Consider the following 14,155-nt stretch of genomic DNA (forward strand, 5'->3'; position numbering starts at 1 on the left):
CTCACTCAGCAAGGGATCTGGTTCTCAGGGGCAAAGCCACCTTGAGACGCCTTTTAGGCCTCCAGTCCGGCCAAGGCTCGCAGGCGTTGCAAGCTATTGCTCAGGTGCATGAACATCGCGGCGCGCGCTGCCTGCGCGTCACTGCGGCGGATGGCGTCGTAGATGGCCTCGTGCTCCATCAACGCCACGGTCTTGTACGGGGCAAGCGCCGGCGAGGCTGGATGACTGCCCCTGGTGGAGGCACGCTGCGCCAGCTCGGTCGCAGACATGCCCAGGCCGGCGGCATCGCGCGGGATGGTCGCGCTGCCCAGGTTGCGCAGCACCTCCTCGAAATAGCGGTTGCCGGTGGCGACGGCAATCTGCAGGTGGAAGCGGGCGTCCTCCGCCACCGTGGAGGCGCCGACCGCCACGGCCGTCGCGAAGGCATCCAGCCGTGCCCGCAGCTCCTCGAGCTGCTGCGGCGTGCGGCGCTGCGCCGCAAGTGCCGCCGCCGCGGACTCAACGCTCATGCGCAGCTCGAGCATCTCCAGCTTGTCAGCGAAGGTCTGCTCGCCCGCCCCCTCCCTCGCGCCGATCAGGCGCCCGCCAGGCTCCTGCGGTCGCACGAAGGTCCCCGCTCCGTGGCGGGTCACGACCAGCCCGGCCGCCTGCAGCCGTGACATCGCCTCGCGCACCACGGTGCGGCTGACGCCGAAGCGGGCCATCAGCTCGGGCTCGGTGGGCAGCCGCTCGCCGGGGCGCAGCTGCTGATCCTGGATCTCCCGGGTCAGCGCCTCCACCAGCCGATGCGCCAGCCCCCGGGGGGGCTCCAGATCCTCTGGCCGCAGCACGCGCTTGGAATTCATCTCGTCGCACCTCTTTGCCCCAATGTCATACGATGACTTTAGCGCATCTTTGGCTCTATAGAAACCTATTTTCGGGCATTCCCGCATAGGTGAAGCCATACGACCTCGCTAAAGTGCGCCAATCGTCAGATGACTTCGCTTAAATCCACCCCAAAAGGCAAACTCATCGTACGACCCAACAGGACGAGTCATCGCATGACTCCAGACCGAAGAGGAAATTCTCGCCATGAAGATCGAGACCGTGCGCGGCACGGAGTTCACCTATCCCAGCCGCCGCAGCACCGACAGCGCCGGCCATAGCCATCCCGGCCCGCTGACGCAGGCGCGCATGGCACTGCTGACGATCACCACCGACGAGGGGCACAGCGGCCACGCCTTCGCGCCCTGCGAGGTGATCCGCCCGCATGTGCTCGACGCCTTCGTGCGCAAGGTGCTGCTCGGTCGCGATCCCTTCGACCGGGAAAAGCTCTGGGCCGAGCTCGAGCACTGGCAGCGCGGCAGCGCCGGGCAGCTCACCGACCGGGCGCTGGCGGCGGTGGACCAGGCGCTGTGGGACCTCGCGGGCCGTGCGCTCGGCCTGCCGGTCTACAAGCTGATCGGCGCCTGGCGCGACAAGGTGCCGGCCTACGGCAGCACGATGTGCGGCGACGAACTTCCCGGCGGCCTCTCCACGCCCGAGGAGTACGCCGACTTCGCGCTCAAGCTGGTGGCGCGCGGCTACAAGGCTATCAAGCTGCACACTTGGATGCCGCCGGTGAAGTTCGCACCCGACGTGGACATGGACATCCGCGCCTGCGCCGCGGTCCGCGAGGCGGTGGGCCCGAGCATCGCGCTGATGCTTGACGGCTACCACAACTACAGCCGCACTGATGCGCTCAGGATCGGCCGCGCGCTGGAGCGCCTGGAGTTCACCTGGTTCGAGGAGATGATGAACGAGCAGAGCATGGCGTCCTACGTCTGGCTCAGCGAGCAGCTCGACATCCCGGTGCTCGGCCCCGAGAGCCTGTCGGGCAAGCACTACAGCCGCGCTGACTGGGTCAAGGCCGGCGCCAGCGACATCCTGCGCGCCGGCGTGCCGGGCGTGGGCGGGATCACGCCGACGCTGAAGGTCGCTCACCTGGCCGAGGCCTTCGGCATGAACTGCGAGGTGCACGGCAACGGCGCGGCCAACCTCGCGGTGTGCGCCGTGGTGCGTAACTGCCGCTGGTACGAGCGCGGCCTGCTGCATCCCTTCCTCGATTACGACGAAGTGCCGGCCTACCTGAACCGCCTCGCCGACCCGATGGACGAGCACGGCTACGTGCACCTCGCCCAGGCGCCGGGCCTGGGCGAGGACATCAATTTCGAGCACATCGAGGCGCACACGTTGCGCCAGTACTGAGCCGGCCCCCGGGAGGCGCCCTGCGCGCGCCTCCCCGCGCTCCCCCACAACTCCGGAGACAAGTCCACCACCATGAAGATCGCCCTGCCCCGCCGTCGCCTGCTGGCCCTGGCCGCCTGCGCCTCGCTGCTGGCCGCCGCCCCCGCCCGTGCCGCCACGCCGCCTGACCAGCTCGTCATCGGCTTCAGCATGAACAACCTGCTGTCGCTCGACCCGGCCAACGCCACCGGACTGGACGTGGCCGAGATCGCGGCCAACATCTACGACGCGCTGGTCGTGCTCGACCCGCAGAACCCGCAGCAGGTGCAGCCCGGGCTGGCCGAGCGTTGGCAGATCGCGCCCGACGGCAGGAGCCTGCGCTTCACGCTGCGGCAGGGCGCGAAGTTCCACAGCGGCCAGCCGGTGACCGCAGAGGACGCGGCCTGGTCGCTGCAGCGCGTGCTCAAGCTCAACCTGGCGCTGGCCACCACTTGGAAGAGCTACGGCTACACGCGCGACAACGTCGAGAAGCTGATCCGCGCCGAGGACCCGCAGACGCTGGTGATCGAGTTCGCCGAGCCCACCGACCCGCGCATGGTGCTCTACACGCTGGCCACCTCGGTCAGCGCGGTGGTGCTCGACCGCAAGACCGTGCTCGCCAACGAGAAGGCTGGCGACCTCGGCGCGGCCTGGCTGATCAACCACGCCGCCGGCTCCGGCCCCTTCAAGCTCGACGAGTGGCGCGCCAAGGAGGTGCTGCTCGCCAGCCGCTTCGACGAGCACTGGAGGGGCCCGGCGAAGATGCGGCGCATCGTGTGGCGGCACATGACCGAGTCGCAGAGCATGCGGCTGATGCTCGACCGCGGCGACCTCGACGTCGCCACCGGCATGGCGCCGCCGGACATCGAGGCGCTGAAGTCCAATCCGAAGGTGCAGGTACAGGCCGTGCAGCGCGGCACGCTCTACTACGTGGCCGCGAGCACGAAGGACCCGCGCTTCGCCGACCGGCGCGTGCGCCTGGCGCTGCGCCACCTGATCGACTACGAGGGCCTGAACAGGACGGTGATGCCGCACTACGGGGTGCTGCACCAGCGCCCGGTGCCGATCGGGCTGGCGGCGACGCTGCCGGGCCCGGGCTACAGGCTCGACGTCGCGCAGGCGAGGAAGCTGCTGGCCGAGGCGGGCTATCCGCAGGGCTTCAAGACCACGATCCGGGCGGTCGGCGAGCCGCCCTTCACCCACATCGCCACCAACCTGCAGGCTACGCTGGCCCAGGCCGGCATCGAGGCCAGCATCGTCACCGGCACCGGCAACCTGGTCTACGGCGCGATGCGCGACCGCAAGTTCGAGATCATCGTCGGCCGCGGCGGCGGCGGCATGGAGCCGCACCCGCACTCCAGCCTTCGCTCGCTGGCCTACAACCCCGACAACAGCGATGCGGCCAAGCTGACCAACTTCCAGGGCTGGCGCACCGGCTTCCAGAGCACTGCGCTCAACGAGCTGATCGACGGCGCGCTGCTGGAGAAGAACGAGGCCCGGCAGCTGAAGATGTACCAGGACGCCCAGCGCCTGTACGAGCAGGAGGTGGCCGCGATCCAGCCGATCTCCCAGATGGTCGAGACCGTGCTGCTGCGCAGCGACGTGAAAGGCTACGTCGGCCACCCCTCGGCCACCACCCGGCTGCACGGCGTGAGCAAGCAGCGCTGAGCCCCGAATCGAAGGAAGACCGCGATGTCCGCCTCTCCCGCCTCCTCCGCGGCGCCGCCGCGCCGAGCGCTGCCCCTGCCCGGCCTGCCGCTGCTGCGTCGCCTGGGCAGCGTGCTCGCCACGCTGCTCGGACTGCTTGCGCTGACCTTCGCCATCGGCCGCGTGATGCCGGTGGACCCGGTGCTGTCCATCGTCGGCCCCGACGCCGACCGCTCCACCTACGAGCAGGTGCACGCCCAGCTCGGGCTGGACCAGCCGATCCCGGTGCAGTTCGCATGCTACCTGGGCGACCTGGCGCAGGGTGACCTGGGCCGCGCGCTGCTGAGCGGCAACCCGGTGACCGAGGACATCGCCCGGGTCTTCCCCGCCACGGTGGAGCTCGCCACGCTCGCGCTCGTGCTCGGCACGGCGCTGGGCGTGCCGCTGGGCGTGCTGGCCGCCGCGCGCCGTGGCCGGCCTGCCGACCACGTGGTGCGCCTGGTCAGCCTGGCCGGGCACTCCACGCCGGTCTTCTGGCTCTCGATGATGGGTCTGCTCGTCTTCTATGCCTGGCTAGGCTGGTCAGGCGGCAGCGGCCGGGTGGACCTCGCCTATGACGGCCTCGTCGCCTCTCGCACCGGCTTCCTGCTGGTGGACGCAACGCTCGCTGGCGAATGGGAGGTGCTCGGCAGCGCGGTGCGCCACATCGCGCTGCCGGCGGCGATCCTTGCGCTGAATGCGATGGCCTACATCGCCCGCATGACCCGCAGCTTCATGCTGGCGCAGCTGACTCAGGAATACATCCTGACCGCGCGCGTCAAGGGCCTGAGTGAACGCGCCGTGCTCTGGCGCCACGCCTTCCGCAACTGCCGGGTGCAGTTGCTGACGATCGTCGCGCTGACCTACGGCGGGCTGCTCGAGGGCGCGGTGCTGGTCGAGACGGTGTTCGCCTGGCCGGGCTTCGGCCAGTACCTCACCAGCAGCCTAATGCTCGGCGACATGAACGCCGTGATGGGCTCGGTGCTGCTGGTCGGCCTGCTCTTCATCGGCCTGAACCTGCTGTCCGACCTGCTCTACCAAGTCTTCGATCCGCGCACCCGCGTCCAACGGCACTGAGATCCCGACATGTCCGCATCCCTCGCACCTTCCGGACCGGTGAGGTCCTCCCCCGCCCCCAGCGCCGCGCGCAGGGCCGAGGCTGCGCGCGCCCTGCGCCGGCTGCTGCGCAACCCGCTCACCTTCGGCGGCGTGCTCGTGCTGCTGGCGCTGGTCGCGGTGGCCGCCCTCGCCCCCTGGCTCGCCACTCATGACCCGCTGGCGCAGAACCTGGATCGCGCGCTGCAGGCGCCGAGCGCCGAGCACTGGTTCGGCACCGACGAGTTCGGCCGCGACCTCTATAGCCGCGTCATGCATGGCTCGCGCGTCACGCTCTACATCGTCGCGCTCGTCACCGTCATCGTCGGCCCGATCGGGCTGGCGGTCGGCGTGGTGTCGGGCTACTTCGGCGGCTGGGTCGATAGCGCCATCATGCGCGTCACCGACATCTTCCTGTCCTTCCCGAGCCTCGTGCTGGCGCTCGCCTTCGTCGCCGCGCTCGGCCCGGGGCTGGATCACGCGGTGATCGCGATCGCGCTGACCGCCTGGCCGCCGGTGGCGCGGCTGGCTCGCGCAGAGACTCTCACGTTGCGCCGCGCCGACTTCATCGTCGCGGTGCAATTGCAGGGCGCATCAGCCGCACGCGTGCTGTGGCGCCATGTGACGCCGCTGTGCCTGCCCTCGGTGGTGGTGCGCCTGACGATGAACATGGCAAGCATCATCCTGACCGCTGCGGGCCTGGGCTTCCTGGGGCTGGGCGCGCAGGCGCCGACGCCCGAGTGGGGCGCGATGATCTCCGAGGGCCGGCGCACGATGATGGAGGCATGGTGGACGGTGGCTGCGCCCGGCGGCGCCATCCTGCTCGTGAGCCTCGCCTTCAACCTGCTCGGCGACGGCCTCTACGACCTGCTCGACCCGCGCGGCGAATGAGGAGCCCCGCGATGACCTCCTCCATCCCTTCCTCCCAGGACGCCTCCGTCATGACCGCCCCCGCCCAGCCCGGCACCCCGGGCCACCCGCTGCTGCAGGTCGAGGACCTGAACGTGCGCTTCGTCCAGCAAGAGCGCATCGTGCACGCCGTGCGCGGCGTGTCCTTCACGCTCGGCCGCGAGAAGCTGGCCATCGTCGGCGAGTCCGGCTCCGGCAAGTCCACTGTCGGCCGCGCGCTGCTGGGCCTGCTGCCGCGCAGCGCGCAGGTCAGCGCCGAGACCCTGAGCTTCGACGGCCAGGACCTGCGCGGCGCCTCCGAGGCCGCGCTGCAAGGTCTGCGCGGCTGCCGCATCTCGATGATCATGCAGGATCCGAAGTACTCGCTGAACCCGGTGATGCGCGTGGGCGAGCAGATCGTCGAGGCCTGCCGCGCGCACCGCCGCATGCCGGCTGCGCAGGCGCGCGAGCGCATGCTCGCGATGCTGGAGGCGGTGCACATCCGCGAACCGCAACGCGTGGCGCGGCTCTACCCGCACGAGATCTCCGGCGGCATGGGCCAGCGCATCATGATCGCGATGATGCTGATCACCGAGCCCGAACTCGTGATTGCCGACGAGCCCACCTCGGCGCTGGATGTCTCGGTGCGCCAGCAGGTGCTCAACATCCTGGAGGAGCAGGTGCGCGAGCGGGGCCTGGGCCTGCTCTTCATCTCGCACGACCTGCACCTGGTGCGCCGCTTCTGCGACCGCGTGCTGGTGATGTACGGCGGCCGCGTGGTCGAGAGCCTGCCGGCCGCGCAGCTCGATCAGGCCGTCCACCCCTACACGCAGGGGCTGCTCGGCGCCCTGCCCAGCCTGCGCCACCCGCGCGCGGTGCTGCCCGTGCTGCAGCGCGACCCGTCCTGGCTGCACGGCCCGGTCTCCGCCTGAAACCCGCCAAGGAGTGCTCCCCATGATTGACATCCGCAACTTGAGCCTGAACTTCGGCGGCGTTGCCGTGCTGCACGGCGTAGACCTGCAGGTCGCGCCCGGCCAGTCCTTCGGGCTGGTGGGCGAGTCCGGCTCCGGCAAGACCACCGTGCTGCGCTGCCTGGCCGGGCAGTACGGCCACTGGCAGGGCGAGATCCGCGTGGACGGCCAGCCGCTGAGCCACCGGCTCACGCCCGAGCGCTGCCGACTGATGCAGATGGTGTTCCAGGACCCGTACGGCAGCCTGCACCCGCGCCACACCGTGGCTGCTGCGCTGGCCGAGCCGCTGCGCATCCACCGCATGGACCAGGTGGACGCGCGCATCGACCGCGTGCTCGTCCAGGTGGGCCTGGGCCCCGCCTTCCGGGACCGCCACCCGCACCAGCTCTCGGGCGGCCAGCGCCAGCGGGTCGCCATCGCCCGAGCGCTGATCCTGGAGCCGCGCGTGCTGCTGCTGGACGAGCCGACTTCCGCGCTCGACGTGTCGGTGCAGGCCGAAATCCTCAACCTGCTGGCCGAGCTGCGCGAACGTCGCGGCCTCACCTACCTGATGGTCAGCCACGACCTCGGCGTGGTCGCGCACCTGTGCGAGCGGCTCGCCGTGATGCAGCAGGGCCGCATCGTCGAGACCCTGGACACCCCGACGCTGCGCGCGGGCTCGGTCCGCGCCGACTACACCCGTCAACTGCTGGCGGCCCACGCCGAGTGAGCCCGCCGTGACGGGCTGACCCTCCGTCGCCGCCCGTGCCCTGCGGCGCGCGGTGGCTCATCCCGGCGTCCTGCGCACGCCAGTCCGTTTCGCCCCCTACATCGCCGGTATGCCGACGGCGGTTCTTTGATATCGCCGTCACGAGCGCGAGGGGCGCGCTCGTCCCAAAAACCAGAAGACCGGTGCCATCAACAGAAGGAGATACCCCATGAAAAAGACAAGACTCGCCCTGGTCCTCGCTGCAGGCACCGTCTGCGCCAGCACGGCGGGCGCCCAGCAGTCCAATGTGACGGTCTACGGCCGCATTGACCTAGGTGTGCGGTATGCACCGGTCGATCTGGCCGCCTCCGAGGACCGGCAGACGACCATCGCCAACAGTTCAACCGCCCGTATCGGTTTCCGGGGCGAGGAGGACCTCGGGGGCGGCCGCTCCGCCTACTTTCAGCTGGAGCACCGCTTCAAGGCGGACACGGGCGCGGTCGACGACCCCAACGCATTTTGGAAGGACAAGGCCTGGGTGGGCCTGGCGAGCCGGACGCTGGGCAAGGTACAGCTTGGTCGCCAGAGCTCACCGATCGACAACCTGGGCGTCAACGGCCGCTTCGAGGCCTTTGGCGGCGACTCGCTGGGCTCGATGGGGGGCCGCATCGCGCGCGCGGCCGCGAAGTGGGACAACTCGGTCTACTACACCACGCCCAACCTGGCCGGCTTCAGCTTCGGACTGGCCGCCTCGCTGGGCGAGAGCGCGACGCGCCGGGACGCAGCCGGCTTCCATCTCGATTACGCGCAGGGCCGCGTACTTCTGGCCACGTCCTACCAGGTCGAGCAGGACGCCACAGTCGCCAATGCCCGGGACTCGATGCGCACCGCCTCGCTCGCCGGCAGCTACGACTTCGGGTTCGCGCGGCCGCTGTTCACAGCCGCGCGCACCGTCGACCTGGGTCCGGCAGCCGGCGGCGAGGTGGGCGAGCGCTCGGTCTACACGGTTGGCGTCCGGATACCGGCAGGCCCGGGAGAGGTCCGTGTCTCATACCGCGTCCAGGACGACGACCGCGCCAACGGCAGCACCTTTGCCGGAGACCGCGACGGCGAGCGTCTCGGCATCGGCTACCAGTACCTGCTGAGCAAGAGGACCTCGCTGAACCTGTCGGCGATCACCGAGCGGGTCGAGACCCAGACTGCTGCCGGCGCAGCCCGCACCCGCTTCTCGGGACAGGGCTTCGAAGTAGCGCTGCGCCACGCCTTCTGAGCGGACGCGGAGGCGCCATCCTGAAGGGTTCTGTCGCGATAAGCCAGCGCTGGTAGTCTGAGGCCAGACTGATGACCGGACGAAGGTGATGATCGAGGCGCTGCGCAAGGTGGTCAAGCGGCTGCACTACCCGCTGGAGGTGATGCTTACCTGCGTTCGCTGGTACGCAGCTTACCCGCTGAGCCTACGCCACATCGAGGAGATGATGCACGAGCGCGGCGTCCTGGTAGAGCACGCCACGGTCCACCGTTGGGCGTTGAAGATCCTGCCGGTGCTCGCTGCGGCGTTTCGCCGGCGCAAGGGACCGGTGGGCAAGAGCTGGCGCATGGATGAGGCCTCTCGATAGGTCATGAGGAATCACTTTTCTGGCGCAGCGCCAGAGAAGCAGGGCGGCGCCTCCCGAACCGCCGCAAGGGTCCGGGCGGGGCCGTGAGCGCTGCCCCCCGGGCCCTCAGCGCTCGACCGTGACGATGAGCGCCTGGATCTTGCCGTCCACCGGCCCGCTCCCGAAGCGCCGGGCGATGGCCTCCGCGCAAGCATCGGTAGTTTCTCCCAGTTTCGCAGGGTCGCGCGCCTCGATCTCGTTGCGCAGCGGCGCTCCCTGGCAGTAGGCCATGGCGGGGATGCGGGCCGACCCGGCCCGGCTGCGCGCTGCAAGCAGGGTGATCTCGGGGGTGGCCGTGATGCCGCCGGCAACAAGGTCGCGCTCGATCGATGCCGGATCGAAGTAGCCGTAGGGCGTTCGCTCCAGAAAGCGGGGTGGGTCGGCGGGGAAGACGCGGGCCACCGTGGTGTGGACAGTCTCGGCGAACTCGTTTTCCGCCAGGCGGTCCCATGTGTTGAAGATCAGGACGCCTCCCGGGGCGAGCACGCGCCGGGCTTCCGCATGGGCCCGGGCCTTGTCGGGATAGAACATCACGCCGTATTGGCAGACCACCACATTGAAGCTCCCGTCCTCGAAGGGAAGTTGCTGCGCATCGGCCTGGCGCCATTCGACCGGGCGGGACGTTCCCACCAAGGCGCCGTGGTTCAGCATCGCCTGGTTCAGATCGGTCGCAACGATGGCGGTGCTCTCGGGCAGCGTCCGTGCCAGCATGCGCGTCACCACGCCCGTGCCTGCAGCGGTTTCGAGCACGCGCCGGGGACTTCGGTTCGCCACCCGACGGGCTAGGTCCTGGGCGTAGGACTCGAAGATCAGAGGCACCAGGTACCTGTCGTAGATCTCGGGAATGGAGCCGGAAAACCGCTTGTCGGCATCATGCGTGTCCATGGCGGCGCACCTCCTGAAGGTCACGTCCCATCCTAGGCCGCTTCGCCTCTGATGGGTGTTACGCCCGGTTCGCGAAGCCCTCTGAGCGGCCCCGCTTCAAGACAGCCCAGCTGCTGCAGCACAGGGCACCAGTACATTTCGGCGATCTTCCTGAAGCCCGCGGCCGTGGGATGCAGCTCGTTGACCCGGCCTGCACCACGCCCGACACCAACTGTTGAGTTCCAGAGATGCTGCGAATGGCGTCCAGAGATCGTGCTAGCCGCTTCACTATTCCTGCTAGCGCAGGTGTGAGTACCACACCCTCGGCCTCACGGCTCCCGCAACCATTGAGGCCCGTTCGCCTTGTGACGTGCCGCCCTCTCACGCCACCGTTGCTCGTCTTCGAGCCGGCCGATGACCCGCAGCACATCGTCGAAGTTGTGGCAGCGCTGCAATGCCGGCCTGCCAACATAGTGAAGAGCCGCCTTGTGTTCCTTGCAGCATGCGGCCCAGGGGTCGAGCCACTGCCGCAGCCACCGCGGCACCGAGACATCGATCGGGTTCAGGAACAGGCAGCGCGGGCAGTACAGCAGGCCCGAACGGTCGAAGACCCACTCGCTCGGCGTCTGCAGCGGCTCCAGCTGCCTCACATCGAGACGCGCAAGAGCTGCGAGCCGGACCAGCACGTCCATGCGCTGTGGCGGCATCAGCAGCCATCCGACATCGCTCGCCAAGATCACTGCATCGAGCCCGCCTTGCAATGCGAGCTGCTCGATGCTCATCCGGTATCGGGCTGCAACCCGGCCCAGCCAGCCCCCGAGGGGTTCCTCCGGGAACGGTCTGGGCGCCACGGGCCAGGGCCGCACCTCAGCCCTTGACGACGCGGGCCACCTGCTCGAGATGCGCAAGCGTGATCCGCTCCGAGGCGTCCCGGATGGCGAGCTCGGCGGCCTCGTTCAACAGCCGCGACACCTCCCCTGTGAGCCCGGCGCTCGCCGCCAGCATGAACTGCACGACGGGTCGTTGCGTCAGCTCCGAGGGCTTGCGCAGCGGCAGCACCCGCTCGAAGGCTCCCAGCAGCCGCCGGAACTCCTCGCTCTCGCGCCAGCGGGGAATCTCGAAGGGCGTGAACCGGCTGTGCATCTGCACATCCATCTGCAGCGCCAGCGGCGCATCCGCAGTGCCGACCACCACGATGCTGATCCTCAAGTCGTTGGCCAGGTACTTCAGCAGGTTCAGCGCGGCACGCTGCTCGCGATAGCTGCCCGCGAGCAGATGGTGCACTTCGTCGACGATCAGCATGCGAGGCGCGAGGCGCCGCAGCAGGTCCCGCGCCAGCCGCTCCAGCACCGACAAGCTGGCAGCGGTACTGTGCGGAGCGCCGAGTTCGAAGAGCAGTGCCGAGTAGAAGCGATGCTGATCCGGCGTGGCCGGCATCTGCATCGCCACGATTGATCTTCTCTCCACGCCGCGCCGCTCATCGAACGTCGTCGGGTGTCCGCGCAGGAACTTCGTGATGATGAGCGTCTTGCCGATGTTGGAGTCGCCGTGCAGGACCATGCAGGGCATCCTCTGGCGTTCCGGCATCGCGAGCAGCCAGTCGAGTTGCTGCAGCGCCTGGGTGGCTCTGGAGTGATCGATCCAGCGGTCGCGCTGCAGCAATCGAATGCGGATCTCGTCATCGAGGAGTGCCTCGGCCCGCGTTGCGGCATGAAGATGAGTCAGCACGGGCTGTCTCATGGAACTCACCAGACTTCCACCGGGAAAGGATCCACAGGACAGCTGTAATCGACTTCTGAAGCAGGATTGGGCGCCGGCGGCGGTGTCCACGGCCCGGATGCACTCGCCTGCTTGGCAGGCGACTGTCGCCGGCTGCGCTGCGTCCTGGCTCGTGCCGAAGCGACGATCCGGCGCTGCTGCTCGATGGCCTTGAAGATCAGCGCCTCCGAGACGGGCCCGCGCCCGGAGGCTCTCAGGATCCGGCACGCAGCCCGCTGCTCCCACAACGTCACGGGCGGTCGGCGCAGATCGGCGTAGCGGGCCTCGATGTACTGCTTGCCGCTCACCGAGACGAAGATGCGCGAGAGATCCTCGGGGTGGTAACGCACGGTGACCTGGCGGCGCATCGCGTGCCACTCGGCGAATATCGGGTGCTAGTACCGGATGTTGAAGATCGTCAGACCGTCGGCCTGTACCGTGCGACGGGCCATCGGCATAAAGCGAACCAGAAACTGCAGCGCCTCATCGGGGCTCTGGGGCAGCAGCCTCGGAGGCTTGTGCTTTTCAAGGACCTGCCATGTGCTCCCCGGCGTCGCACCCATGAGGCCCCAGGGCTGTTCACTGCTGTCCAGGGTAGTGGGGGCTGAAGGATTCGGCGGGGTCACGCCTTGCTGCGAAGCTCGGACAACGGGTCAAGCAGCGAGGACGAGATGAGCACATTGAGGCAATGCCTGGGGCAGGTGAGCGACCCCAGGCGCGCGCAGGGCAAGCGCTACGACTTGGAGCATGTGCTGCTGTACTGCGTGCTGGCGGTGGTCTCGGGGGCAAGCTCGTACCGCAAGATCCACATCTTCATCGACACGCACTGGCCGCGGCTCAACGAGGTGTTCGGCAGCCGCTGGAAGCGCGCGCCGGCCTACACCGCGGTGCGCAAGATCCTGCAGGGGCTCGATGCGGCGCAGCTCGAAGGCGCCATGCGCAGCCTTGCGACCGAGCAGGTGCAGCAATCCACCCCGGCCTCGGCCCGCTCGCTGGTAGCGATCGACGGCAAGACGCTGCGTGGCAGCCTCGACCGGCTCGAGGACCGGCAAGCCGCACAGGTGCTCAGCGCGCTGGCTGTCAACGAGCGCGTGGTGCTCGGCCATGTGCTCATCGAGGATGCGGATAAGGACTGCGAGATCGCCGCCGCGCAGCGGCTCATCGAGCAACTCGGTCTTGCGGGCGTCGTCTACACGCTCGACGCACTCCATCTCCAAAAAAACACTGGAGAAGGTCCTGACCAGCGGGGCGCAGTTGCTGGTGCAGCTCAAGGCCAACCAGCCCCGGCTGCTGCGCGCCATGCGCGCGCAGGCGCAGCAGCGCTCGCCCGCTGACCACGCCCACAGCCACGACATCGGCCGGCGCAACCGCATCGAGCGCCGTGAGGTGCGGGTCTGGGCGCTGGCCGCGGGCAGCGGCCCCGAGCCCTGGCACGACCACTTCCTCAGCCTCGTGGAGGTGCGCCGCACCACCGAGGTCTTCGACACCGCCCGCCGCCGCTTCGTGGCGCGGCGCGAAACGCCCGCGTACTACCTCAGCACACTCGGCACCGCCGAGGTCGCGGCCTGTGAGTTCGCGCGCCTGGTGCGCGAGCACTGGGCCATCGAGAACCGGCTGCATCATGTGCTCGATGTGACGCTGGCCGAGGACGCCAGCCGCATCCGCCGCAACCCCGACGTCTTCGCTGGCCTGCGCCACCTCGGCCTGAACCTCATGTGCTTCAACGGCGAGCGCAACATCTCCCAGGCCACCTACCGCAACTCCCTCAACCTAGATCGCGTCCTTCGATACGTCGGGGTCTTGGAGCAGTGAACAGCCCTGGCAGCTGAGCGCACCAGTCCATGAACTTGTCGCGCGCCAGAGCCTTGGCTGCCAGCACCCGACCGGCAGCATCGACGGCATGAACCTGAATCACGCGCTTGGCCAGATCCACACCTACCCGCGCGATTTCGCCTCGTGTAATCTCGCTCATGGGGCTTCTCCTTTCCGCTTCAGATTGACGACCCACATCTCAATCTTGGTGCTTCGACACCGACAAAGGACCGGGGAAGTCCCTTCGTATTCGATAAACCGGTTTCCGAGCGCGACGGGGGTTGAGCAGTGCGTCGGCTGACGCAAGAGCGAAGCACGCAGGGGCGAGCGAGGCGGCAACTGCGAGACGGTGAAGAGCGGCAGGCCGGTGATGCGAGCGCTTTGCTGGTCTCGGCAAGCCGGCCAGCGATTCAGAAGGCCGGCACGTTCTGCCTCAACCACGCCAGGCGCTTGACGTTGTAGACGGCGCACTTGATCGCGATGGCGAGTTCATT

At 68.7% G+C, this 14,155-nt stretch carries 12 protein-coding genes and 3 pseudogenes; 9 read left to right on the plus strand and 6 right to left on the minus strand.

What is annotated here, in order from left to right:
- Positions 1-53: 53 nt before the first annotated feature.
- Positions 54-845 (minus strand): FadR/GntR family transcriptional regulator, encoded by a 792-nt coding sequence (locus tag D3A59_RS03770; protein WP_119153587.1) that lies wholly within the window; start codon positions 843-845, stop codon positions 54-56.
- Between the two features lie 226 nt (positions 846-1,071).
- Here D3A59_RS03770 and D3A59_RS03775 point away from each other — a divergent pair, with 226 nt between their 5' ends.
- The 8 genes and pseudogenes from D3A59_RS03775 to D3A59_RS03810 all read left to right on the plus strand — a co-directional run.
- Entirely contained in the window at positions 1,072-2,226 is a 1,155-nt protein-coding gene (locus D3A59_RS03775) for a mandelate racemase family protein (RefSeq protein ID WP_119153588.1), read from the plus strand.
- Between the two features lie 72 nt (positions 2,227-2,298).
- Positions 2,299-3,912, plus strand: a complete 1,614-nt coding sequence (locus D3A59_RS03780) for an ABC transporter substrate-binding protein (RefSeq protein ID WP_119153589.1) — start codon at positions 2,299-2,301, stop codon at positions 3,910-3,912.
- Between the two features lie 24 nt (positions 3,913-3,936).
- On the plus strand, positions 3,937-5,007 hold the full coding sequence (locus D3A59_RS03785) for an ABC transporter permease (RefSeq protein WP_119153590.1): 1,071 nt from the start codon (positions 3,937-3,939) through the stop codon (positions 5,005-5,007).
- 9 nt (positions 5,008-5,016) lie between these two features.
- Complete coding sequence (locus D3A59_RS03790) at positions 5,017-5,916, plus strand: ABC transporter permease (protein WP_119153591.1); 900 nt, start codon at positions 5,017-5,019, stop codon at positions 5,914-5,916.
- A 50-nt stretch (positions 5,917-5,966) separates the two neighbouring features.
- On the plus strand, positions 5,967-6,845 hold the full coding sequence (locus D3A59_RS03795; RefSeq protein ID WP_205665103.1) for an ABC transporter ATP-binding protein: 879 nt from the start codon (positions 5,967-5,969) through the stop codon (positions 6,843-6,845).
- 22 nt (positions 6,846-6,867) lie between these two features.
- Positions 6,868-7,593 (plus strand): ABC transporter ATP-binding protein, encoded by a 726-nt coding sequence (locus D3A59_RS03800; protein WP_119153593.1) that lies wholly within the window; start codon positions 6,868-6,870, stop codon positions 7,591-7,593.
- Between the two features lie 208 nt (positions 7,594-7,801).
- A complete protein-coding gene (locus tag D3A59_RS03805; RefSeq protein ID WP_119153594.1) occupies positions 7,802-8,842 on the plus strand; it encodes a porin in 1,041 nt (346 codons plus the stop codon).
- An 88-nt stretch (positions 8,843-8,930) separates the two neighbouring features.
- Positions 8,931-9,176 (plus strand): annotated as a pseudogene (locus tag D3A59_RS03810) (IS6 family transposase); the annotation flags it as partial.
- Positions 9,177-9,293: 117 nt separating this feature from the next.
- On the opposite strand, the gene D3A59_RS03815 reads toward D3A59_RS03810, so the two are convergent.
- The 4 genes from D3A59_RS03815 to D3A59_RS03830 all read right to left on the minus strand — a co-directional run bounded on the left by D3A59_RS03815 (position 9,294) and on the right by D3A59_RS03830 (position 12,238).
- Complete coding sequence (locus D3A59_RS03815) at positions 9,294-10,112, minus strand: class I SAM-dependent methyltransferase (protein ID WP_119153595.1); 819 nt, start codon at positions 10,110-10,112, stop codon at positions 9,294-9,296.
- 308 nt (positions 10,113-10,420) lie between these two features.
- Positions 10,421-10,957, minus strand: coding sequence for a TniQ family protein (locus D3A59_RS03820; RefSeq protein ID WP_336470401.1), 537 nt, complete (start codon positions 10,955-10,957; stop codon positions 10,421-10,423).
- 1 nt (position 10,958) lies between these two features.
- The gene (locus D3A59_RS03825) at positions 10,959-11,831 is read right to left on the minus strand and encodes a TniB family NTP-binding protein (protein ID WP_119153597.1); all 873 of its coding nucleotides are present in this window, start codon (positions 11,829-11,831) and stop codon (positions 10,959-10,961) included.
- 5 nt (positions 11,832-11,836) lie between these two features.
- Entirely contained in the window at positions 11,837-12,238 is a 402-nt protein-coding gene (locus D3A59_RS03830) for a Mu transposase C-terminal domain-containing protein (protein ID WP_336470402.1), read from the minus strand.
- Positions 12,239-12,520: 282 nt separating this feature from the next.
- On the opposite strand from D3A59_RS03830, the pseudogene D3A59_RS26205 reads away from it, so the two are divergent.
- Positions 12,521-13,661: pseudogene (locus tag D3A59_RS26205) on the plus strand (ISAs1 family transposase).
- Positions 13,662-13,668: 7 nt separating this feature from the next.
- On the opposite strand, the pseudogene D3A59_RS03845 reads toward D3A59_RS26205, so the two are convergent.
- Positions 13,669-13,821: pseudogene (locus D3A59_RS03845) on the minus strand (IS110 family transposase); the annotation flags it as partial.
- Between the last annotated feature and the right edge of the window lie 334 nt (positions 13,822-14,155).

It is taken from the genome of Caldimonas tepidiphila, assembly GCF_003569765.1.
GTDB classification, from domain to species: Bacteria; Pseudomonadota; Gammaproteobacteria; order Burkholderiales; family Burkholderiaceae_C; genus Caldimonas; species Caldimonas tepidiphila.